Source organism: Mycobacterium sp. 1164966.3 (assembly GCF_001665395.1).
Classification (GTDB): domain Bacteria; phylum Actinomycetota; class Actinomycetes; order Mycobacteriales; family Mycobacteriaceae; genus Mycobacterium.
The window spans coordinates 43,098-64,457 of sequence record NZ_LZSG01000037.1 but is presented as its reverse complement, the minus strand read 5'-3'; the positions used below and the strand labels follow the sequence as shown (position 1 = coordinate 64,457).

The window sequence follows — 21,360 nt, the reverse complement described above, 5'->3', positions numbered from 1 at the left end:
CGAAAGCCACGGCCGGGGACTTGCGGTCCCCCGCCGTGGCTTTCGCTGGACGGACTAGCCGCCGAACTGGTTCGCGTGGAACTTGTGAGTGCCCTCGAGGTCGTCGAGGATGGCGGCCTGGGCGCTCTTGGGCAGGGTGTGCAGCATCTCGCGGACCCGGGCCTGACGACGAGCCACCGCTTTGCGCTCGGGCATACCCGGCGTCGCTTGAATCTGCGGCGGCACGCCTTCGATGTCCTCCACACCACCGGCGTGCTGGCCGGCGTCGACCATGGCCTGCTCTTCGGCCATCGTGGCCTCGTCCTTCTCCTCGGACATGCCGATCGGGCCGATCCGGCGGCCGTTGAGGAATTGGCGCACGACCGGCTCGTCGCTGGTCAGCAGCACCTCGCGGGGGCCGAACATGACCAGGTGCTTGCGGAACAACATGCCCATGTTGTCTGGCACGGTGCGGGCGATGTTGATGTTGTGCGTCACGATCAGGATGGTCGCGTCGATCTGAGCGTTGATGTCCATGATCAGCTGGCTCAGGTAGGCGGTACGGACCGGGTCCAAACCGGAGTCCGGCTCGTCGCAGAGGATGATCTGCGGGTCCAGCACCAGGGCCCGCGCCAGGCCGGCACGCTTGCGCATACCGCCGGAGATCTCGCCGGGGAACTTCTTCTCGTCCCCACCGAGGCCCACCAGCTGCAGCTTCTCCATGACGATGTCACGGATCTCGCTTTCCTTCTTCTTGGTGTGCTCACGCAAGGGGAACGCGGTGTTGTCGTAGAGGTTCATCGAGCCGAACAGCGCGCCGTCCTGGAACAGCACACCGAACAGGGTTCGGATCTCGTAGAGTTCCTTGGCCGAGCACTCGATGATGTCGGTGCCGTCGATGATGATCGAGCCGCGTTCCGGTCGCAGCAGACCGATCAACGACTTCAAGAAGACCGACTTGCCGGTACCCGACGGCCCCAGCAAAACACTGACCTCCCCGGCGGGGATGGTAAGCGTAACGTCTTCCCAAATCCTCGAGGAACCGAACGACTTCGTTAGGTTGTTGACCTCGATGCTGACGCCCATGGGGAATCCTTCCGTCGACGCGCGTGGCCCCACCCGCCCCATTGTGTGGCTTGAGTCACTGTAGCTTACCGCCGCGGCCACATATCAGGGTTGCAGTTCATATTTGGCAGATAACCGTCTTACCAGATCGTTCGGCGGATCCATTATCACCGTTACCGCTGGCCGGTGCGCGTCAAGCGGTGGGCGCCCAGTTGCCGTGGAAGCCTCCCGGGACCCGTTGCGGCAAATGAACAGTGGCAACCGGCTCCAGCGTCTGGGCGTCGAGCAGCAGTAGCTGGCCCTCGTCGCGACCGCGGTGGTAGCCGTAGCCCATGAGGATGCCGTCGTCTTCGGCATGCTCACCGGGATTCGGGAGGAACGACATCTCACCGATCCACAGGTCCGGGTCCAGCGGGGCGATCGAACTCGATCCGGTCGCGTAGTCGTGCTTGTACAGCGCGGTCTCCATCGGGCGGTCGCTGCTCGAGTCGTCGAACGTGCCCTGGACCCCCACGGTGTAGCCGAACCGGTGCCGACCGCCAAGCAAGGTCTCGTTGATCCGGGGGAACTCCTGTGCCCGGTCGTCACGGCGTTCGGTGGTGACCGCGCCGGTCGCCAGGTTGACGGTCCAGCGGTCCAGCAGGGGCGCGCTCTCAAAGGGGCCGCGCCGGTCGCGGTCGAACATCCGGGAGTACCGCACCACGTCCAGGACCAGGATCTCTGAGCCGTCCCGCATCTCCGTGTAGGCGTTGAGCGGGTGGTACACGTAGCAGGGTTCGATGTCGAACCAGCGCACGTCGCGGTTGGACCCTTCGCGGGGCATGACGCCGATGCGGGCCGGATACTTCGGGTTCCAGGCGTACGGCAGCCGGTTGGAGGGACGCTCGTCGCGGTTGGCCAGCGCGGTGATGGGCCCAGGTATCCGGACCCGCCCGATCACCGACTGCAGCACCAGCCTGGCGGGCAGTTGCAGCCAGCGCGGCATGGTCGTCGGCAACACCTGCATCGGGTCGAAGGTCACCGGCAGGTCGTAGAGCACCACGTACTTGTCGGTCAGCGAGAAGTCGTGCATCATCGGCGATCCCGACACCGCGATGTCGACGGTGCGCCGGGCCCGGCCGTTGGTGTCGATCACCGAGTACTGCACGGTCCGGCCGCGGGCGAACGAGTAGGACACCGCGTGCAGCTCGCCGGTGCGCGGGTCACGGTGCGGGTGCGCGGTATAGCCGCCGGTCAGGGTGCCGTCGAAATCGCAGGGGCCGACGGTGTCGAGTTCATCGGTGAGTTCGTAATTGGCGACGCCCCCTTCGACGAGCGCCAGCGTGCGACCGGCGTGGCTGAGCACGCTGGTGTTGGCGCCCAGCGACTGCATTCCGGCGCGCGGGTTGCCGACGGCGGCGGGTGGCTCGCCAAGCGCGGCGCGCACTACCGGGCTGCGCACCCAGCGGTTGCGGTACCAGCAGGCCTTGCCGTCCTTGAGCGCGACGCCGTGCACCATGCCGTCACCGGTGAACCAGTGGTAGATGGCCGGGTCGACTTCCGCGACGGGATTTGGGCCGTTGCGCAGATAGCGCCCGTCGAGGTGTTCGGGGATGTGGCCGGTCACCGGCAGGTCGGTGGCGGTCACTTCGGCGGTCACCGGCGCGAGGAAGCCTTCGAGATACCGGTTCCGGGATTCGGCGGTTTGTACGGACGTCATCTCGGGCTCCTCTGCGATCCCATAACATTGTTATTACGGCGTTATAGCGACCGTACGCCGGCGATGAGAAGATGGCAAGGATGACTTCGGAGAGCCAAGCCAGCGTTCGCAGTGTCCGTGACGACATGCTGCACGCGGCCGTCGGCCTGCTGAACGACCACGGACCCGATGCGCTGCAGACCCGCAAGGTGGCCAGCGCCGCCGGAACTTCGACGATGGCGGTGTACACGCATTTCGGCGGCATGCGTGAGCTGATCGCCGAGGTCGCCGAGGAGGGTCTGCGGCAGTTCGACGCCGCCCTGACCATGCCGCAGACCGCGGACCCGGTCGCCGACCTGCTGACCATCGGCACCGCATACCGGCGCTACGCCACCGAACGGCCGCATATGTATCGCCTGATGTTCGGCAGCACCAGCGCGCACGGCATCAACGCGCCCGTGCGCAATGTCCTGACACTGTCGGTCGAGGAGGTCGAACAGCATCACCCGAGCTTCGCGCACGTGGTGCGGGTGGTGCACAGGGCGATGACCGCGGGCCGGATCAGTGTCGAGCCCGCCGGCGTAGTCGCCACGGCTGCCCAGTTCTGGGCGTTGATACACGGGTTCGTGATGCTGGAACTGGCCGGGTACTACGGCGACGACGGCGCTGCCGTCGGACCGGTGCTCGGCTCGATGACGATGAATCTGCTGGTGGCGCTGGGAGATTCGCCCGACCGGGTGCGACAGTCCGCGCTGTCGGCGGTGGCTGGTTGAGCCACCGCTCGCCCGCCGAGTGTCACGCAGGAGTGACGCTCGGCGAGGGCGAGGGCCGAGCAGGAACTACTTGACGGTGACGCTGGCGCCGGCCGCCTCGAGCTTGGCCTTGGCCTCGTCGGCGGCTTCCTTGGCGACCTTCTCCAAAAGCGGCTTGGGCGCGCTGTCGACCAGGTCCTTGGCCTCCTTGAGGCCCAGGCCGGAGACGATCTCCCGGACCACCTTGATGACGCCGATCTTCTTGTCGCCGGCGGCCTCGAGGATCACGTCGAACTCGGACTGCTCCTCGGCAGCCTCGGCAGCGCCGCCCGCCGGGGCCGCGCCCGCGGCGGCGACAGCGACCGGTGCGGCCGCGGTGACCTCGAAGGTCTCCTCGAACTTCTTGACGAAGTCCGACAGCTCCAACAAGGTCATTTCCTTGAACGCGTCGAGCAGTTCGTCGCTGGAGAGCTTTGCCATGATGTGGGTCCTTCCTGATTCTGGGGTTTGGGGTAGGTGGGTTATTCCGCTGCAGCTGATTCGGGGGCCGGAGTTTCAGCGGGTGCCTCGGCGGCGGCCGCGGGGGCCGGAGCATCGGCGGGCTTCTTTTCTTGCAGGGCGGCCAGCAACCGGGCCATCTGCGATGCCGGTGCATTGAACAGGCCGGCCGCCTTGGCGAGGTTGCCCTTCATCGCCCCGGCCAGCTTGGCCAGCAGCACCTCGCGGGACTCCAGATCGGCGATGCGCTCGACTTCCGCGACGGTCAGCGGGTGGCCGTCCATGTAGCCGCCCTTGATGACCAGCGCCTTGTGCTCCTTGGCGAAGGTCTTGATGGCCTTGGCCGCATCGACCGCTTCGCCGGTGACGAACGCGATGGCCGTCGGGCCGGCGAACAGCTCGTCGAGGCCTTCGATACCGGCTTCCGAGGCCGCCCGCTTGATCAGCGTGTTCTTGGCGACGGCGTAAGTAGCCGACTCGCCCAGCGACCTGCGCAGCTCAGCCAGGTTCGCCACCGTCAGACCGCGGTATTCGGTGATCAGGCTGGCGCTCGAGGCCTTGAACTGCTCTGCGATTTCCGCGACGGCGGTGGCTTTGTCAGCCCTGGCCATGCGTGCCTCCTACGGTGGACTTCCTGTTGTCTGTCGACCACCGAAGGTGTGCCCGGCCGGGAATGACGTACGCCCCGGCGCAGAAGTGGCCGGGGCGTTGGATACGCCGGCGCACGCCGGCGTTACTGCCTCGTCCTCCTGCGTGGGCCGCCGGGATGTTCCCGGACCTTCAACCGATTTCTCGGTGACCGACGGTCTTCGGTGGATCGGCAACCACAATAGCGCGGCCGCTTGCCATCAGCCAAAACGGGCCCGAACGGTCGCCGAGTGTGAACTCGGCGACGCCCTCGCGGCGTGTCGCGTCGCGGGATTCACACTCGCGCAATGCTGGCGAGCCGGGCGGCGCCGACCAGCCCGGCCTCGCTACCCAGTTCGGCCGGCAGCACTCGGACCCCGGCCACAAAGCTCAGCCCGGCGTAGTCGGACAACGACGCACGCAAAGGGCCGAAGAGCAGGTCGCCGGACTTGGCCACTCCCCCACCGATGACAACGAGGTCCAGGTCGCACACCGCCGCCACCGACGCGATCATCGCCGCCAGCGCGGTGCCGGCCCGGCGAAAAGCCGCCAGCGCCAACGTATCTCCGCTCGCCGCGGCCTCGGCCAGCTCCTTGGCGCCCGCGCCCGGCGGCGCAGACCAGCCGTGGTCCCTGGCCCAGCGCGCCACCGACGGTCCGGAAGCGACGGTCTCGACACAGCCCCGGCCACCGCATGTGCACCGCCGGCCATCGGGTTCGACCACCACATGGCCCACGTGGCCGGCGTTACCAGTGCGGCCGTCGTACGGGGCGCCGTCGAGCACCAACCCGCCGCCCACCCCGGTGGACACCACCATGCCCAGCAGGAATCGCGCCCGCCGGCCGGCACCGAGCCAGTGCTCGCCGAGCGCCATGCACACGCCGTCGCCGCCGAGCCGCACCGGGACACCGGGGACCAGGGCCGCCACCTGTTCGCGCAGCGGAAAACCGTGCCAGCAGCCAATGTTGATCGGGCTGACGGTTCCGCTGTCCAGGTCGACGGGTCCGGCCGAGGCGATACCGACGGCACTCACCGCGCCCCCGGCCGCGTCCAACGCTTGCGTGACCATCGCGGCGACGGCGGCCCAGACCGCATCGGCGCCGTCGTACACCGGCGTCGGGACGGTAGCGGTGTAGCCCAGCACACCGCTGGGCTCGGCCAGTCCGGCGGCGATCTTGGTGCCGCCGATGTCCAGGCAGAGGATGGGCATCAGTGCCGGTGGGTGTTGTCGGGCTGACGCGGGTCACCGGGATGCTCGTAGCCGGGGGCGAGCTGGACCAGTGCGGCGCGGCGGGCGTCGAGCCACCGCCGAAAGGCGCGCCGACGCGCGGCGCCGCGCAGATGCTCGGTGATCGCCGGACGCACCTCCTGCAGCGGCGGCTCCTCGTCTGCGGTCGCACGCCAGCCGTGCGGGACCGGGCGCGACGGGGCGAACCGGAGCGGGTTGCGAGCGTGGTAGTCGGCGACGTCGTCGTCGGACACCTCGACGTCCGCGGTGACGGCTGCGAACAACGCCCGCGCGAGCGGGTCGGCCAACACCGCCGCGGCCACGCTGCCGATCTCCAGCCGGGCCGTCGCGTCGGGCAACAGATCGGCCTCGGTGGGGGCGCCGTGCACCGCCACGCCACGGGCGGCCGCCTCGACGGCGACCACCCGCTCGGTCACGATCAGTTGGGTCAGCCAGCGCCGGAGCTGCCGGCCCTCGCTGGTGCCGCTCGCCGGCAGCGTGGCGGCGTAAGCACCGTTGCGTAGGCGCACTTCCCGCTCGTCGACCTCGCCGACGGAGACCGGGTCACCGCCCACGGTCGCGACGGGCCGCGTCATGCCACCGTCACCTTGACCGCCGGCGAGTACAGCAGACGGCCTGCGCAGCCGACCCGCACCAGGGCCCACCACTGGCCGGGCTCCAGCCAGGCCGGCGGGACGACGTCGAAGCCCACTTCGACGGTCCCCTCCGCCGGCAGCGTGGCGCCGACAGCCGCCGGGCCGATCCACTCCCAAGTGCCCCAGGGGCTGATCAGGTGTGCCTCCAGCGCCAGGTCGCCCTTGGCATGGCTGCCGACCGTGACGGCCACCCGGCCCGACTCGCCGGCCTTCAGCTCAACCTCGGCCGGACCGTCGACCAGGAAGACCAGCTCGGGGTGTTCGGGAGCACCCACGCTCACCACGCACACGTCCTCTACCACCTGACACCAAGCGGCCGGCACGTAGTCGCCGGTGACGCGCAGTTGAGCCCGGACCGGATACAGTCCCGGCCCGGTCTGGGCCGGAATCGTCAGCACAACGTCGGCCTCCAGGTGCTCGCCGGCGCACAACGTGAACGGCAGCAGGGCGGGCGTCACCGACCAACCCGGGCACACGATCTCCACCTCGCCGGTCAGGGTGTAATCGCTGCTGTCGCTGGCCGCGGTGAGACGCAACACCACCTCCCCGCCCGGCTCGGCGGTCACCGACGCCGGGTGCAGATGAGCGACGACGGGCAACCCGCCGACCGGCGCCGGGCCGCGGTTGTGCAGCCAATAACGCGCGAAGAGCGGCTGGGCCGCCTCGGCTTGCGGGGCGACTTCGCTGGTACCGGCCAGCACCTTAGGCATGTCGATCCGGGCCAGCACGGTGGCGACCTGATAGCCGTGCAGGTCGATCGCCCGTTTGCGTCGCTGCGACCTTTCCAGTAGGTCGGCCAGCTGCAGGGCTTTCACCTTGCCGAGCTGGGAGCCGACGGTGACGCGGGCGCCGGCGCCGGTGGTCTCCACCAGGCGCAGGGCCACCACGGCAGGGTCGACGCGGTCAGCGCTGCCGCCGGCCATCGGGTTGCCGGCGGCTTTGAGTGCGCCGACGTGCACCGATTCGATGGGCTCGACCTGCAGCAGCGAGCCGGCCGGTGCCAACTTGCCGCCCCGCTTGTGCGGGGTGACCGCGCGCAGCGGATGCGAAAACTGCGCGCTGCGCACCGGGATCCCGGCGCGCCGCCAGTCGCCGTCGTCGCAGACCAGGGCGTAGTCGAAAGCGTGTGTCCAGTGCTGAAGTTGGAAGTTGGAGCCATCCGGCGCAGTGCGGCGCGGCTCGTCGATCCACACGCCGGACGGCCAGCCGGTGCAGGAGCGTAACAACGCGGTGTGCAGGGTGCCGTCGGAGTCGACAGCGAAGCTCGGCACCCCGCGGTTGAGCAGCGCGACGGTGCGGGCTTCGAAGGGTTCGGGTTCCGGCGGTGCTTGCTGTGACACCGCGATCTCGGCGTCGGTGAGGTCGTCGGTCAGCGACGCGATCGCAGCCCGCAGCCTTTCGTCGTCGCGGCCGTCGATGACCAGCACCGGCAGGGCGCGCGGCGCACGCAGGTCGGCGCCGGGCACCCACACCGCGGCCAATGGTTTCGCGGCCGGCACCCACATCCTGGCCCGCCCGGTTTTGGCGAGTTGCCGCTGGAGTTCGGCGGTGTAGGCCGGGTCGGCTTCGGCCAGTACGGCTTTGGTGAACGCGTTGCGGGTCGGGCCACCCAGCGCGATGCGCGCGTCCGGCAGATTGGAGTCGACGTCGAGGTTGCCGTAGCGAGGTTTGTCCGCGCCGCTGCAGGTGGCCGTCACGCCCGCCCGGACCAGCGCGACCATCAGGTCGCGGGCCAGCGGCCCCGACGTCGTCTCCGAGGGCGACACCACCTCGGCGACCGACACCGCCCGCATCGTGTCGGGGGCGAGACGGATCCGTACCGCCGACGAAAGCCCGAACCACCCGTAGGCGGGGTTGTCCAGCGTCCACAGGTGCCGCCCGGTGTCCACCGAGTGCGGCCCGTCATGTAGCAGCGCGAAGCCACGCCCGATGACGGCATCGCCAACCTCGCTGACCGGCATCGCGCCCGGCACCGGACACGGCCAGCGCAGCCGGAGCAGGCGGTCGACGCCGGTGAACTCGTCGATGGTGGTGCGGCAGTCCACGCGCGCCACGTCCCGCCACAGCGTGACCGTCTGGGTGTAGCGCAGCAGCGTGCCGATCCGGCCGTGGACGACGAGCCGCTGACCCAGCGGGCCGTGGTATGCCTGCACCTCGGCGGCCGATTCCGACGAGCCGACCACCGGCCCCTTGGGCAGCAGATGCCACGGGCCCTCGCCCTGAGTCGGGTGGGAGGAGTATTCCTCGTAGACCGCGAGCTCGTTGCCGACCTTGCCGTCGGCGATGAGCTCGCGGCCGCCATGGCCGGATACGTGAAACAGCGAAGACACCGCACCACCCCGCGTCGGGTCGACGGCTAGCCGGTAGTGCTCGTTGGCAATCTCGTTACCGGGCACCGGCTCCCAGCCGTTCGAGCCGTGCCCGGGGGCCAGCCGGTAGGCGCGCCACCCCATCGACGGCACATCGCGCGCCAGCCAGGTGATCGAGCACCCGCCGTGCTCGACATGGACGGGCACCTCTTCGCCGTCACTGTCGAGCACTCGCACCTGCGAGTGCAGCGGTGCGTCGAGCCGGGCGGTGACCACGTCGGTGCGCTGGTGGGTCAGCGGGTTCCACACCAGCAGCGTGTCGTCGGGAACATCCACGGCGCCGGACAGCAGCGCCAGCGAGTTGTCCCGCGCCGCGCTGCCCAGCTCCCACGCGTCGCGCCAGCCGGTCAACAGGTCGAGGTAGACCTGGTCGGACTCCGAACCGGTGATGGCGTCGTGGTGGGCGCCGTAGGCCAGCTGCACCCAGGCCTTGGCCAGCGCCGCCTGGGGATATTCCGCCCCGGTCAGCAGCCCCGCGAACACCGCGAACCGTTCGGCGTCCAGGACGGCGTTCTCGGCGGCGCGGTTGGCTTGTTTGGTGTCGATGTACGACACGTCCTTGCCGGTATAGATCGGGTTCATGTCCCGGGTCTGCGGCGAGGGCACCTGCCCTCGCTCTGCCAGCTCGGCGCGCACCGCCGCGAAGAACTCCCGCGGCAGGCCGCACACGAACCGGGGCCAGGTATACCGAGCGTTCCAGTCGCGGTGAATGGCGGTGACCCACTTGTTTGGCGGGGTGTAGTCGGTGCCGACCGGCAGCAGCACGTTGCGGGTCAGCGCGACCCTCTTGAGTTGGTCGAACAGCGCGTAAGTGGCGGCCTCGGCCTCGGCCAGCGAGGTCGACGAGTCCATCCACCAGCCCGCCGAATAGTGCGCCGGCATGTAGTGCGTGAGCAGCCCGCGGCCGGACGGCGAAATCCACTCGAACTCGCTGCAGAACTGCATGCGGTCAACGTCCCCACCTTGCGCAGGGCCCCACTGGTGATGTGGCCCGCGCGCCCAGGAACTCGACGTCAGCCCGGCGTCGGCGGCCATCCCGGGGAATTGCGGGTCGTGGCCGAAGACGTCGAGCTGCCACGCGGTGGCCGGGTCGGCGCCCAGCACCTCGCGCTGAAACCCGATGCCGTGCACCAGGTTTCGGATCGTCGTTTCCGGGCTGGTGAGGTTGGTGTTGGGTTCGTTGTAGGTGCCGCCCATCACCTCGACGCGTCCTTCGGCGAGGAAGCGGCGCAGGTCGGCGCGATCCTCGGGGCGGGTGTCCCAATACGGCTTGAGGTAGTCCACCTCGGCGAGCACGAACTTGTACTCCGGCTCGCGGCGAGCCATCTCCAAATGGGCGTGCACGAGTTCGAAGCCGTTGGTTTGACGGGCCCGTCCGGGCGGGTCTTCGTGCCACTGGCTGGTGTAGCCGGCCTGGGTGTTCCACCACACCGGGTCGTAGTGGAAGTGGCTGACCATGTACATCGTCCAGCCGGGCTCGGCGATCGTGAACTCGAAAGTGTGGCTGGACTCGCCGGCGTGTGCCCGCGCGGCCCGCCGCTGACCGACGACCGGGTTTTTTACCGTGACGGGAACCTCGACGGCCCCGTCGCCGGCCTCGGCGACGGCCTCTCCGACCAGCCCGTCGCCGTCGACTCGGATGGGCGTGGGCTCGGTGCACCCGCTGACGACGACCCGCGCCAGCTGCAGCGGCGCGTCCGGCGGCCCGACGAACAGCTCGGTCGTCTCCGCCGAAACCACCTGCATGACCGCACCTTACGACCAGACTTGTCACCTTGTCATGGAATGCTCGGCGTCATGGCGGACCTGACCACACAACTGGCCGACCAGCTTGACTGGCACTGGCACGCGCAGCTGCGCCCGCGCCTTAACGGGCTCACCGACGACGAATACTTCTGGCAGCCGGTGCCCGACTGCTGGAGCGTCCAATCGGACGGATCGGTCGATTTCGCGTTCCCACCGCCCAGTCCGGCGCCGTTCACCACGATCGCCTGGCGCATGGCCCACATCATCGTGGGCGTATTCGCCATGCGCTGCTACCACCATTTCGGCGGACCGCCCGCCGACTACGAGAGTTGGGACTACGCCACCGACGCCGCCACCGCCCTGCGGCAACTCGATCAGACCTACGCTGCATGGAACACCGGTGTGCGGTCAGTGTCGGCTGACGGCCTGAACCGGCCCTGCGGTCCGGCCGAGGGGCAATACGCCGAGCACCCACTATCCGAGCTGATCCTGCACATCAATCGGGAGGCCATTCACCACGGCGCCGAAATCGCTTGTCTCCGAGACCTCTACCTGCATCGCCAAACCGGCCGAGAAAAGGATTGAGAATGCCCGCACTCGCCCCGCCCGTGGCCGACGAGCGCAGCGCCCTGCGCGAATACCTGGCCTATCACCAAAGCGCCTACTTCGCGGTGTCCTACGGCCTGACCGACGCACACGCCCGGTCCACGCCCTCGGTCAGCGCGCTGTCGATCGGCGGACTGGTCAAGCACGCAACCGGCATGCAGCGCACCTGGATGGCCCGGGTGGCCGCGGCCCCGGGGTTGCCGCCCAAGGACACCCGGCCCTTCGAAGAAATCGCCAGGGAATTCGCCGACCAGCACGTGATGCGGCCGGACGAGACGCTGGACGGACTGCTGCGCGCTTTCGAAGAACAGAACGCGACATCACTGCGGCTGGTGGAAACCGCCGACCTCGATGCCCGGGTGCCCGTTCCGCACGACATCCCGTGGTTTCCGAAGAACCTGGAAGCCTGGTCGGTGCGCTGGGTGATCCTGCATGTGATCAACGAGCTGGCCCGCCACGCCGGACACGCGGACATCATCCGGGAGAGCATCGACGGCGCCACCATGTACGAGTTGATCGCCGGGCGCGAGGGTTGGGAGATCGAAGGCTGGGTCAAGCCCTGGTCTCCGGGATGACGAGGACAGCGTGATAACCAGCAGCGGGCTAGCGCGTCGCGTGACCCCCGACGGGACCGTCGACCTCTATTACGAGGAGCTCGGCGATCCGGACAACCCGCCGGTGCTGCTGATCATGGGCCTCGGCGCGCAGCTGCCCATGTGGCCCGACGGCTTCTGCCGGCAGCTCGTCGGCTCCGGTTACCGCGTCATCCGGTTCGATCACCGCGACACCGGGCTGTCGGCCAAGATGCACGGGCTACGCGCCAAAGGCCCGCTCTATCGACGGATCGGCCGCTATTTGTTCGGCAGGCCCAGTCCCGTGCCCTACACCCTGGTCGACATGACCCGAGACGTGGTGGCGCTGCTGGACCACCTGCGCATCGAGCGCGCACATGTCGTCGGCGCGTCGCTGGGCGGCATGATCGCGCAGATCCTGGCCGCCACCGAGCCGGGCCGGGTGGCGTCGCTGGGCATCATCATGTCCACCACCGGCAAGCCGCTGTCCGCGCCGCCGGCCTGGCGGGTCATCAAGCTGGCGTTCGACACACCGGCCAACGACGCATCAGCCGAGGAGAAGCTGTCCTTCGAGGTCCGTAACATCGCGGTGTTCAACGGACCGAACTTCCTGCCGTCCGAAACCCAGCTCCGAGACCGCGTGCGGCAACTCGCAGACCGCTGCACCTACCCGCCCGGCATGCTGCGCCAATTCGACGCCGTGCTGGGCACCGGCAGCCTGCTCGGCTACAGCAAGGCGATCACCGCGCCGACCGTGGTGCTGCACGGTTCGGCGGACCCGATGGTGCGTCCGCGTAACGGGCGCGCGGTCGCCGCGGCCATCCCCGGCGCCAGGTTCGTGGTGGTCGACGGCATGGGTCACGATCTTCCCGAACCGGTGTGGCGGCCGATTCTGGAAATACTCACCGAGAACTTTGCGCGAGCGGATTAGCCAATCACCGAGCGTGTAAGCACGACGAATTTCAGGCCGGATTTTCGCAGTGATTGCACGTTAGGCGGCACGTGAGCGGGCTCACGGGAATTGGGAGTTGACTACCGGAATTTGGCACACTGCTCAAATGAGCTCCACTAAACACCGCGAGGTGGCCAAGCTCGACCGGGTGCCGTTGCCGGTCGAAGCAGCCCGGGTAGCCGCCACTGGTTGGCAGGTCACCCGCACCGCCGCCCGGGTCGTCACCAAGCTGCCTGGGAAGGGGCCGTGGCAGCAGAAGGTGATCAGGGAGATCCCGCATACCTTCGCCGACCTGGGGCCGACGTATGTCAAATTCGGGCAGATCATCGCCTCCAGCCCCGGAGCGTTCGGCGAGACACTGTCCCGCGAATTCCGCGGGCTGCTCGACCGGGTGCCGGCGGCCGACACACAAGAAGTGCACACGCTGTTAGCCGAGGAGCTCGGCGGTGAGCCGTCCGAGTTGTTCGCCAGCTTCGAGGAAGAGCCGTTCGCGTCGGCATCGATCGCCCAGGTGCACTACGCGACCCTCAAGACCGGCGAGGAGGTGGTCGTCAAGATTCAGCGGCCGGGAATCCGCCGCCGGGTCGCCGCCGACCTGCAGATCCTGAAGCGCTTCGCCCAGGCCGTCGAACTGGCCAAGCTGGGTCGTCGGCTGTCCGCGCAGGACGTGGTCGCCGACTTCTCCGACAACCTGGCCGAAGAGCTGGACTTCCGCCTGGAGGCGCAGTCGATGGAGGCCTGGGTGTCCCATCTGCACGCTTCCCCGCTGGGCAAGAACATCCGGGTGCCGAAAGTCCACTGGGACTTCACCGGCGAGCGGGTGCTGACGATGGAGCGGGTGCACGGCATTCGCATCGACAACGTCGCCGCCATTCGCAAGGCCGGCTTCGACGGCACCGAGCTGGTCAAGGCGCTGCTGTTCTCGGTGTTCGAGGGCGGTCTGCGGCACGGCCTCTTCCACGGCGACCTGCACGCCGGCAACCTTTACGTCGACGACCAGGGCCGCATCGTGTTCTTCGACTTCGGGATCATGGGCCGCATCGATCCCCGCACCCGCTGGCTGCTGCGCGAACTGGTGTACGCGCTGCTGGTGAAGAAGGACCACGCCGCGGCAGGAAAGATCGTCGTGCTGATGGGCGCGGTCGGCACGATGAAGCCCGAAGAGCAGGCCGCCAAGGACCTCGCCAGCTTCGCCACACCGCTGACCATGACGACGCTGGGCGACATGTCCTATGCCGACATCGGCCGACAGCTGTCGACGCTGGCCGACGCCTACGACGTCAAGCTGCCACGCGAGCTGGTGCTGATCGGCAAGCAGTTCCTGTACGTGGAGCGGTACATGAAGTTGCTGGCGCCCAAGTGGCAGATGATGTCCGACCCGCAACTGACCGGGTATTTCGCGAACTTCATGGTCGAGGTCAGCCGGGAGCATCAACCCGATGTCGAGGCCTGAGGAGGGGGCGCAGGTGGAGGTCCGCAGCGGCTTTGCGAGATCAGGGGCGACATCTGGTGGGAGATCAGCCGGCGAGCTGAAGCTCTACTACGAGGACATGGGCGACCCCGCCGATCCGCCCGTACTGCTGATCATGGGCCTGGGCGCTCAGCTGCTGCTGTGGCGCACCGCTTTCTGCGAACAACTCGTCAACAACGGCCTGCGGGTCATTCGATACGACAACCGGGACGTCGGCCTTTCCGACAAGACCGAGCGGCGCGGCGGCGGCCAGCCGCTGCCGGCCCGGATGCTGCGCTTCTGGATCGGCCTGCCCGGGCGCGCGGCTTACACCCTGGAGGACATGGCGGACGACGCCGCGGCTGTGCTGGATCACCTCGGAATCGAGCGAGCCCACATCGTCGGCGCTTCGATGGGCGGGATGATCGCACAGATCTTCGCCGCGCGTTTCGCCGAACGGACGAAGAGCCTGGCAGTGATTTTCTCCAGCAACAATCGCCCGTTCTTGCCGCCGCCGGCGCCACGTGCCCTGCTGGCGCTTCTCAAGGGACCCCCACCGGATTCGCCGCGCGACGTCATCGTCGAGAACGCGGTGCGCGTCACCGAGATCATCGGCAGTCCGGCCTACCGCGCGCCCGTGGAACAAGTCCGTGCCGAGGCCGCCGAGAGCTACGACCGCAGCTACTATCCCTGGGGGGTTGCGCGGCACTTCAGCGCGATCCTGGGCAGCGGCAGCCTGCTGCGTTATGACCGGCGCATCGCCGCACCGACCGTGGTGATCCACGGCCGGGCAGACAAGCTGATGCGGCCACTCGGCGGCCGTGCGGTCGCGCGCGCAATAGAAGGAGCTCGATTGGTGTTATTTGACGGAATGGGTCATGATCTGCCGCAGCAACTGTGGGATCGGGTCATCAACGAGCTGCGAAGCAACTTCGTTGCGGCCGAGCAGAATGCTTGACACTTTGCCTCGTGGGTACGACAGACATGCCTCACAGGGTTGTACGGTTATCAGGCGGGAGGTTGTCGCAAGATGTCCAAATTGACACCGTATTACGAAGAGTCGCAGTCGGCGTACGACATTTCTGACGACTTCTTCGGGCTATTCCTCGATCCCACCTGGGTCTACACCTGCGCCTACTTCGAGCGCGACGACATGACGCTGGAAGAAGCACAGCTGGCTAAGTTGGACCTGGCGCTGGACAAGCTGAATCTCGAGCCGGGGATGACATTGCTCGACGTCGGATGCGGGTGGGGCGGAGCGCTGGTCCGTGCGGTGGAGAAGTACGACGTCAACGTCATCGGAATCACGCTGAGCCGCAACCACTGTGAGCGCAGCAAGACCAGGCTGGCAGCCATCCCAACGCAGCGGCATGCCGAGGCTCGGTTGCAGGGTTGGGAGGAGTTCGACGAGAAAGTCGACCGCATCATCACCATCGAGGCGTTCGACGCCTTCAAAAAGGAGCGCTACCCGGCATTTTTCGAGCGCTCCTACGAGATCCTTCCCGACGACGGCCGAATGTTGTTGCACAGCTTGTTCACTTACGACCGCAGGTGGCTGCACGAGCAGGGCATTCCGCTGATGATGAAAGATATCCGCTTCCTGAAATTCCTGCGGGAGTCGATATTTCCCGGCGGCGAACTCCCGTCGGAAGACGACATCATCGAAAATTCCAAGGCCGCAGGGTTTTTCCTGGAAGAGACCCAATTGATGCAGCAACACTATGCGCGGACGCTGGACATGTGGGCAGCCAACCTGGAGGCCAACCGCGATCGTGCCATCGCGGTGCAGTCCGAAGAGACCTACAACAACTTCATGCACTATTTGACCGGCTGCGCAGACCGTTTCCGCAGACGACTGATCAACGTCGGCCAATTCACCCTGACGAAATAACGGCACACCGCCTGAGCTGCGAAAACGCTTGTACGGTTTAGTGTCGCGCCCTGAATCGGATACCATTTCCGGACAGTAGCGCCGGAGAATCGGTGTGCCTCGCGACAGCGCACCCGGGGGCCTGGAACAAACCCAGAACGGCCCAAACGGCCCAGGAAGGCACACAACATCATGGCTCAGAAGCTGACGCCGCACTTCGCCGATGTGCAGGCGCATTACGACCTGTCCGACGAGTTCTTTCGGCTGTTCCTCGACCCCACCCAGACCTACAGCTGCGCCTATTTCGAGCGCGACGACATGACGCTGGAGGAAGCCCAACTCGCGAAAATCGACCTGGCGCTGGGCAAGCTGGGACTGCGGCCGGGGATGACGCTGCTCGACGTCGGTTGCGGCTGGGGTGCCACCATGCGCCGGGCGATCGAGAAGTATGACGTCAACGTGATCGGCTTGACGCTGTCCAAAAACCAGGCCGCCCATGTGCAGAAGTCGTTCGACGAGCTGGACAGCCCGCGCAGCAAGCGAGTGTTGCTGAACGGCTGGGAAGAGTTCGACGAGCCCGTCGACCGCATCGTGTCGATCGGCGCGTTCGAGCACTTCGGCCACGACCGCTACGACGACTTCTTCGAGATGGCCTATCGCGCGCTGCCGGATGACGGCGTGATGCTGTTGCACACCATCACCGGGTTGACGGGCCCGCAGTGCGTCGAAAGCGGCATACCGCTGACGTTCGAGATGGCTCGCTTCATCAAGTTCATCGTCACCGAGATCTTCCCCGGCGGCCGGTTGCCTTCGATCGAGAAGGTCGAGGACCACTCGTCGAAAGCGGGCTTCACGCTGACGCGCCGGCAATCGCTGCAACCGCACTACGCCAGAACCCTCGACCTGTGGGCCGCGGCGCTCGAGGCGAACAAGGACGCGGCCATCGAGATCCAGTCCGAAGAGGTGTACGAGCGGTACATGAAGTACTTGACCGGCTGCGCCAACGGATTCCGCGTCGGCTACATCGACGTCAACCAATTCACCCTGGAGAAATAGTGATTGCGGGACTTCGATCGAGAAAACCCGAGTCACGCGTCCTCAAATGCCAGGGATGCGCCTCGCCGCGTGTAGGGTCGCGGGGATGGCTACCTCGTGAAGGTGCCCGTCAACAATGGGAGCACTAGGGAGCACTCATGTCTAAAAACCCAAGGGGCTCTGTCAACACCCGGCCGACCCGGCCGAACGACGAAGACGTCCAGGCGCACTACGACATTTCCAACGAATTCTTCGCGCTGTTCGTGGATCCGACTCGCACCTACAGCTGCGCGTACTTTCCGCGCGAGGGCATGACCCTGGAAGAAGCACAGCTCGCCAAGATCGACCTGACCTTGGACAAGCTGGCGCTGGAGCCCGGAATGACGCTGCTCGACGTTGGCTGTGGCTGGGGCTCAGTCATGAAACGCGCCCTGGAGAAATACGACGTCAACGTCGTCGGGCTGACCGTGTCCAAAAACCAGCACGCCTACTGCCGGCAGGTGCTCGACGGAGTGGACACGAATCGGTCGTATCGGGTGCTGCTGAACGACTGGTGCGAGTTCAGCGAGCCGGTGGACCGCATCGTCACCATCGAGGCGCTGGAGCACTTCGGCTACGACCGGTACGACGATTTCTTCAAGTTCGTGTACGAGGCCCTGCCCGCCGACGGACGGATGCTGCTGCACTCGATCACGGGGTTGCACGTCAAACAGGTGATGGAGCGAGGCATTCCATTGACAATGGAGATGGCCAAGTTCATCAGGTTCATCGTCACCGACATCTTCCCCGGCGGCCGGCTGCCGATGATCGAAACCGTTCAGGAGCACTGCGAGAAGGTCGGTTTCAGAGTGGCCGACGTCCAGTCGCTGCAGACCGACTTTCCCAAGACTCTCGACTTCTGGGCGCAGGCCCTGGAAGCCCGCAAGGACGAGGCCATCGCGCTACAGTCCGAAGAAATGTACGAGCGTTACATGAAGTACCTGACCGGCTGCGCCAAGGCGTTTCGCATGGGCTACGTCGACTGCAACCAGTTCACCTTGGAGAAGTAGTCAAGCGGCACGTATGGTGGCACGTCGGTGCGTGCGTCAGAAGCGCGAAATTCATTCAGGAGAACAGAACGACAATGGCTGACAACCAGGCTGGCCCGACGAAGATCCGGACCCGCTCCGAAGACATCCAGGCGCACTACGACGTCTCCGACGACTTCTTCGCCCTCTTCCAGGACCCGACCCGGACCTACAGTTGCGCCTACTTCGAGCCGCCGGAGATTTCGCTCGAGGATGCCCAGTACGCCAAGATCGACCTCAACCTGAGCAAGCTGGACCTCAAGCCGGGCATGACGCTGCTGGACATCGGCTGCGGCTGGGGCACCACCATGAAGCGGGCCGTCGAGAAGTACGACGTCAACGTCGTCGGGCTGACCCTGTCGAAGAACCAGCACGCCCGCTGTCAGCAGGTGCTGGACAGCATCGACACCAACCGCTCGCGCGAGGTGCGGTTGCAGGGCTGGGAAGATTTCGGCGAACCGGTCGACCGGATCGTGTCGATCGAAGCGTTCGAACACTTCGGGCACGAGAACTACGACGACTTCTTCAAGAGGTGCTTCGACATCATGCCGGAGGACGGCCGGATGACCGTGCAGAGCAGCGTCAGCTATCACCCGTTCGAGATGGCTGCGCGCGGCAAGAAGTTGAGCTTCGAGACGGCCCGATTCATCAAGTTCATCATCACCGAGATCTTCCCGGGCGGGCGGTTGCCGTCCACCGAGATGATGGTCGAACACGGCGAAAAGGCCGGTTTTATTGTGCCCGAGGCTCTTTCGCTGCGGCCGCACTACATCAAGACGTTGCGCATCTGGGGCGACACGCTCGAGTCCAACAAGGCGAAGGCCATTGAGGTCACCTCCGAAGAGGTCTACAACCGGTACATGAAGTACCTGCGCGGCTGCGAGCACTACTTCACCGACGAGATGCTGGACTGCAGCCTGGTGACCTACCTGAAGCCGGGGGCCGCTGCTTAGTTTCTGCTGGTGGCGTCACACCTGCCAGTCGGGTACCAGAAAAAGGCGATCATATGGTGGCCAAGCGCCAGCACTGGTTTCGTCCGATCGGTAGAGATGTGCTAGCGCCGGCGATAGCGCTTTCCGGAAACGACTGGTGGCAGCCGCGCCGGTGCTGAAGTGACACCTGTGGCTAAGGGGAGTAGAGGCGTCAAAGACGCACCAGACCTGTCGGATTGTGGGCGCGCTGTTCGTCGGATAGGTAGAGAGTGGAACACAGGGTTTCGCTCACTATCGGAGGTGACCACAAATGCAGTACTTGGCGCTGTTGATCAGCCGGGAGCCGGAACTCACACCTGACGAGCGCGACTCCATGATGGCGGCATTCGAGAGCTTTCACGCGAAAGCAGCGTCGGCAATCCGGGCCGGTGACGCCCTGATGCCCGCGGCCGCCGCGGTGCGCATCACAGGCGGCCCGAACGCGCCGCTCGTCACCGACGGCCCATTCCCCGAAGGCGCCGAGGTAGCGTGCGGCTACTACGTATTCGAAGCGGAGAACCTCGACGAGGCACTGGCGTTGGCACGCGATATTCCGGTCGCTACCTACGGCGCGATCGAGGTTCGGCCCGCCTACCACGTCTTCGATGCCGAATGGACGCGCGCGGGCAGCGGCCAATGGCTGGCGCTGCTACAGGAACCACCCGCATCCGTGCACACGCCGGGCACTCCGGAGTGGCAGGCGGAGGCGGCTCGGCACGGTGAATTCGCCACCGCCGCAGGCGATCACATTGTCGGCGGTGCCGCACTGCACGAGCCGGCGACGGCGACGACGGTACGCGTCCGCGACGGCCAGGTGCTGCTGACGGACGGACCGTATGCAGAAGGGGCCGAGATCGCCACCGGGTTCTATGTGCTCACCGCCACCGATCGTGACGAGGCGGTCAAATTAGCCGCGATGATTCCCGCCTCGGCCGTACAGCTGCGCCAGCTGGCGGGAGTCTCTCACCTATAGGCCCTGGGATGAGCGACCTGAGCGGCGTCTTCCGGCGCGAGTGGGGCCCGGCGGTGGCCGCCCTGGCCCGGTGGTCGGGTGACCTCACCATCGCCGAAGACGCCGTTCAGGAAGCCTGTGCCGAGGCTCTTCGTACCTGGGCCCGCGACGGGGTGCCGGACAGTCCCGGCGGGTGGCTGGTGACGGTCGCCCGCAATCGGGTGCGGGATCGGCTACGCCGCGAATCTGCCCGTCCGGGAAAGGAATTGGCGGCAGTGCTTGACGATATTCGAGCGCGTACCGATCACAGTGACCCGCATCCGGTGCGCGACGACGAGCTGCGCATGATGTTCACCTGCGCGCACCCGGCGCTGGACCGGCAATCGCAACTGGCGCTGACGCTGCGCCTGGTGTCCGGGTTGACCGTCGCCGAGATCGCTCGCGCGCTACTCCAGGCCGAGGGTGCCGTCAGTCAACGAATCACGCGAGCCAAGAACAAGATCCGGCATGCCAACATCCCGCTGCGAGTGCCGCCCGCCGAACTACTGCCAGAGCGCACGCCGCACGTGCTCAGCTGCATCTACTCGGTTTTCACCGAGGGCTATTGGTCGACCGCCGGCCCGTCGGCCATCCGAGACGAACTGTGCGACGAGGGTGTCCGGCTGGCCGCGGAGCTGTGTGCGCTGCTGCCGCAGGAGCCGGAGGCGCACGCCTTGGCGGCCCTTGTGCTGCTGCATGATTCGCGTCGGGCGACCCGGGTTGACAGTGCGGGCGCGCTGGTTCCGCTCGATGAGCAGGACCGTTGGAGGTGGGACGGCGGCCGCATCAGCCGCGGCCTGGATCGGCTGCGGCGGGCGCGGGGCTCGACCGGGCCGTATCTGCCTCAAGCGGTGATCGCCGCTCTGCACGCGACGGCGCCGTCCTGGGAGCAGACCGACTGGACCGCCATCTGCGCCGCATACGATCGACTGTTGCAGATGACCGACTCGCCGGTGGTGCTGGCCAACCGCGCCCTGGCGGTAGGTTTCCGCGATGGCCCAGATGCCGGCCTAGCCGCATTGGAGAAGGTGGCGCACGATCCCCGGCTTGCCCGTTCAAATCTGGCTGCCTCGGTGCGCGCCGACTTGTTGCGACGGGCGGGACGCCGGAAAGAAGCTCTTATCTGGTACCGAGAGGCGTTGCAGTGCAACGGATCCGAGCCGGGCCGCGACTTCCTGCGGCGGCGTATCGCCGAATGTGAATCTCGCGACGCAACACGCCGGTGAGGCGTCGCAGGATGCACACTCG

The 21,360-nt window shown here is 66.8% G+C and carries 19 protein-coding genes; 12 read left to right on the top strand and 7 right to left on the bottom strand.

The features are described 5' to 3' along the window. Positions 1 to 54: 54 nt before the first annotated feature. Both A9W99_RS13100 and A9W99_RS13095 read right to left on the bottom strand, forming a co-directional pair. Positions 55 to 1,065 (bottom strand): ABC transporter ATP-binding protein, encoded by a 1,011-nt coding sequence (locus A9W99_RS13100; protein WP_067378052.1) that lies wholly within the window; start codon positions 1,063 to 1,065, stop codon positions 55 to 57. Positions 1,066 to 1,237: 172 nt separating this feature from the next. Further along, positions 1,238 to 2,743, bottom strand: coding sequence for a carotenoid oxygenase family protein (locus A9W99_RS13095; RefSeq protein ID WP_067378049.1), 1,506 nt, complete (start codon positions 2,741 to 2,743; stop codon positions 1,238 to 1,240). Positions 2,744 to 2,823: 80 nt separating this feature from the next. Here A9W99_RS13095 and A9W99_RS13090 point away from each other — a divergent pair, with 80 nt between their 5' ends. Further along, positions 2,824 to 3,495: a TetR/AcrR family transcriptional regulator gene (locus A9W99_RS13090; protein WP_067378046.1), complete on the top strand. Its 672-nt coding sequence runs from the start codon at positions 2,824 to 2,826 to the stop codon at positions 3,493 to 3,495. A 66-nt stretch (positions 3,496 to 3,561) separates the two neighbouring features. Here A9W99_RS13090 and rplL read toward each other — a convergent pair whose 3' ends face one another. The 5 genes from rplL to A9W99_RS13065 form a co-directional block, all read right to left on the bottom strand. Then, a complete protein-coding gene (gene rplL, locus A9W99_RS13085) occupies positions 3,562 to 3,954 on the bottom strand; it encodes a 50S ribosomal protein L7/L12 (RefSeq protein ID WP_067378043.1) in 393 nt (130 codons plus the stop codon). A 41-nt stretch (positions 3,955 to 3,995) separates the two neighbouring features. Beyond that, positions 3,996 to 4,583, bottom strand: coding sequence for a 50S ribosomal protein L10 (gene rplJ / locus A9W99_RS13080; protein ID WP_067378040.1), 588 nt, complete (start codon positions 4,581 to 4,583; stop codon positions 3,996 to 3,998). A gap of 311 nt (positions 4,584 to 4,894) precedes the next feature. Beyond that, positions 4,895 to 5,809, bottom strand: coding sequence for an ROK family protein (locus tag A9W99_RS13075; RefSeq protein ID WP_067378037.1), 915 nt, complete (start codon positions 5,807 to 5,809; stop codon positions 4,895 to 4,897). Continuing rightward, a complete protein-coding gene (locus tag A9W99_RS13070; protein ID WP_067378034.1) occupies positions 5,809 to 6,423 on the bottom strand; it encodes a malonyl CoA-ACP transacylase in 615 nt (204 codons plus the stop codon). The genes A9W99_RS13075 and A9W99_RS13070 overlap by 1 nt, the downstream gene beginning before the upstream one ends. After that, on the bottom strand, positions 6,420 to 10,598 hold the full coding sequence (locus A9W99_RS13065; RefSeq protein ID WP_067378031.1) for an NEW3 domain-containing protein: 4,179 nt from the start codon (positions 10,596 to 10,598) through the stop codon (positions 6,420 to 6,422). Before A9W99_RS13065 ends, A9W99_RS13070 begins: the two co-directional genes overlap by 4 nt. Before the next feature lie 51 nt (positions 10,599 to 10,649). Here A9W99_RS13065 and A9W99_RS13060 point away from each other — a divergent pair, with 51 nt between their 5' ends. The 11 genes from A9W99_RS13060 (at position 10,650) to A9W99_RS13010 (ending at position 21,338) form a co-directional block, all read left to right on the top strand. Further along, complete coding sequence (locus tag A9W99_RS13060; RefSeq protein WP_067378203.1) at positions 10,650 to 11,183, top strand: DinB family protein; 534 nt, start codon at positions 10,650 to 10,652, stop codon at positions 11,181 to 11,183. Between the two features lie 23 nt (positions 11,184 to 11,206). Continuing rightward, positions 11,207 to 11,779: a DinB family protein gene (locus A9W99_RS13055; protein WP_067378200.1), complete on the top strand. Its 573-nt coding sequence runs from the start codon at positions 11,207 to 11,209 to the stop codon at positions 11,777 to 11,779. Between the two features lie 10 nt (positions 11,780 to 11,789). Continuing rightward, on the top strand, positions 11,790 to 12,707 hold the full coding sequence (locus tag A9W99_RS13050; RefSeq protein ID WP_067378028.1) for an alpha/beta fold hydrolase: 918 nt from the start codon (positions 11,790 to 11,792) through the stop codon (positions 12,705 to 12,707). Positions 12,708 to 12,834: 127 nt separating this feature from the next. After that, positions 12,835 to 14,181 carry an AarF/ABC1/UbiB kinase family protein gene (locus A9W99_RS13045; protein WP_067378025.1) on the top strand — a complete coding sequence of 449 codons (1,347 nt, stop codon included), beginning with the start codon at positions 12,835 to 12,837 and terminating at the stop codon, positions 14,179 to 14,181. 97 nt (positions 14,182 to 14,278) lie between these two features. Beyond that, entirely contained in the window at positions 14,279 to 15,136 is an 858-nt protein-coding gene (locus tag A9W99_RS13040) for an alpha/beta fold hydrolase (RefSeq protein ID WP_253869812.1), read from the top strand. A 72-nt stretch (positions 15,137 to 15,208) separates the two neighbouring features. Continuing rightward, positions 15,209 to 16,069: a mycolic acid methyltransferase MmaA1 gene (gene mmaA1 / locus A9W99_RS13035; protein ID WP_067378019.1), complete on the top strand. Its 861-nt coding sequence runs from the start codon at positions 15,209 to 15,211 to the stop codon at positions 16,067 to 16,069. 171 nt (positions 16,070 to 16,240) lie between these two features. Then, positions 16,241 to 17,104, top strand: a complete 864-nt coding sequence (locus tag A9W99_RS13030; RefSeq protein WP_067378015.1) for a cyclopropane mycolic acid synthase family methyltransferase — start codon at positions 16,241 to 16,243, stop codon at positions 17,102 to 17,104. Positions 17,105 to 17,241: 137 nt separating this feature from the next. After that, positions 17,242 to 18,132 carry a cyclopropane mycolic acid synthase family methyltransferase gene (locus A9W99_RS13025; protein WP_067378010.1) on the top strand — a complete coding sequence of 297 codons (891 nt, stop codon included), beginning with the start codon at positions 17,242 to 17,244 and terminating at the stop codon, positions 18,130 to 18,132. Positions 18,133 to 18,206: 74 nt separating this feature from the next. Beyond that, positions 18,207 to 19,103: a hydroxymycolate synthase MmaA4 gene (gene mmaA4, locus A9W99_RS13020; RefSeq protein ID WP_067378007.1), complete on the top strand. Its 897-nt coding sequence runs from the start codon at positions 18,207 to 18,209 to the stop codon at positions 19,101 to 19,103. A gap of 289 nt (positions 19,104 to 19,392) precedes the next feature. Next, positions 19,393 to 20,094 carry a YciI family protein gene (locus tag A9W99_RS13015; protein WP_067378004.1) on the top strand — a complete coding sequence of 234 codons (702 nt, stop codon included), beginning with the start codon at positions 19,393 to 19,395 and terminating at the stop codon, positions 20,092 to 20,094. Between the two features lie 8 nt (positions 20,095 to 20,102). Further along, positions 20,103 to 21,338, top strand: a complete 1,236-nt coding sequence (locus A9W99_RS13010; protein WP_067378001.1) for an RNA polymerase sigma factor — start codon at positions 20,103 to 20,105, stop codon at positions 21,336 to 21,338. Positions 21,339 to 21,360: the final 22 nt, after the last annotated feature.

Coding starts and splice junctions, on each gene's coding strand:
- A9W99_RS13100 (WP_067378052.1), bottom strand. CDS start 1,065: ATGGGCGTCAGCATCGAGGTCAACAACCTAACGAAGTCGTTCGGTTCC.
- A9W99_RS13095 (WP_067378049.1), bottom strand. CDS start 2,743: ATGACGTCCGTACAAACCGCCGAATCCCGGAACCGGTATCTCGAAGGC.
- A9W99_RS13090 (WP_067378046.1), top strand. CDS start 2,824: ATGACTTCGGAGAGCCAAGCCAGCGTTCGCAGTGTCCGTGACGACATG.
- rplL (WP_067378043.1), bottom strand. CDS start 3,954: ATGGCAAAGCTCTCCAGCGACGAACTGCTCGACGCGTTCAAGGAAATG.
- rplJ (WP_067378040.1), bottom strand. CDS start 4,583: ATGGCCAGGGCTGACAAAGCCACCGCCGTCGCGGAAATCGCAGAGCAG.
- A9W99_RS13075 (WP_067378037.1), bottom strand. CDS start 5,809: ATGCCCATCCTCTGCCTGGACATCGGCGGCACCAAGATCGCCGCCGGA.
- A9W99_RS13070 (WP_067378034.1), bottom strand. CDS start 6,423: ATGACGCGGCCCGTCGCGACCGTGGGCGGTGACCCGGTCTCCGTCGGC.
- A9W99_RS13065 (WP_067378031.1), bottom strand. CDS start 10,598: ATGCAGGTGGTTTCGGCGGAGACGACCGAGCTGTTCGTCGGGCCGCCG.
- A9W99_RS13060 (WP_067378203.1), top strand. CDS start 10,650: ATGGCGGACCTGACCACACAACTGGCCGACCAGCTTGACTGGCACTGG.
- A9W99_RS13045 (WP_067378025.1), top strand. CDS start 12,835: ATGAGCTCCACTAAACACCGCGAGGTGGCCAAGCTCGACCGGGTGCCG.
- A9W99_RS13040 (WP_253869812.1), top strand. CDS start 14,279: ATGGGCGACCCCGCCGATCCGCCCGTACTGCTGATCATGGGCCTGGGC.
- mmaA1 (WP_067378019.1), top strand. CDS start 15,209: ATGTCCAAATTGACACCGTATTACGAAGAGTCGCAGTCGGCGTACGAC.
- A9W99_RS13030 (WP_067378015.1), top strand. CDS start 16,241: ATGGCTCAGAAGCTGACGCCGCACTTCGCCGATGTGCAGGCGCATTAC.
- A9W99_RS13025 (WP_067378010.1), top strand. CDS start 17,242: ATGTCTAAAAACCCAAGGGGCTCTGTCAACACCCGGCCGACCCGGCCG.
- mmaA4 (WP_067378007.1), top strand. CDS start 18,207: ATGGCTGACAACCAGGCTGGCCCGACGAAGATCCGGACCCGCTCCGAA.
- A9W99_RS13015 (WP_067378004.1), top strand. CDS start 19,393: ATGCAGTACTTGGCGCTGTTGATCAGCCGGGAGCCGGAACTCACACCT.
- A9W99_RS13010 (WP_067378001.1), top strand. CDS start 20,103: ATGAGCGACCTGAGCGGCGTCTTCCGGCGCGAGTGGGGCCCGGCGGTG.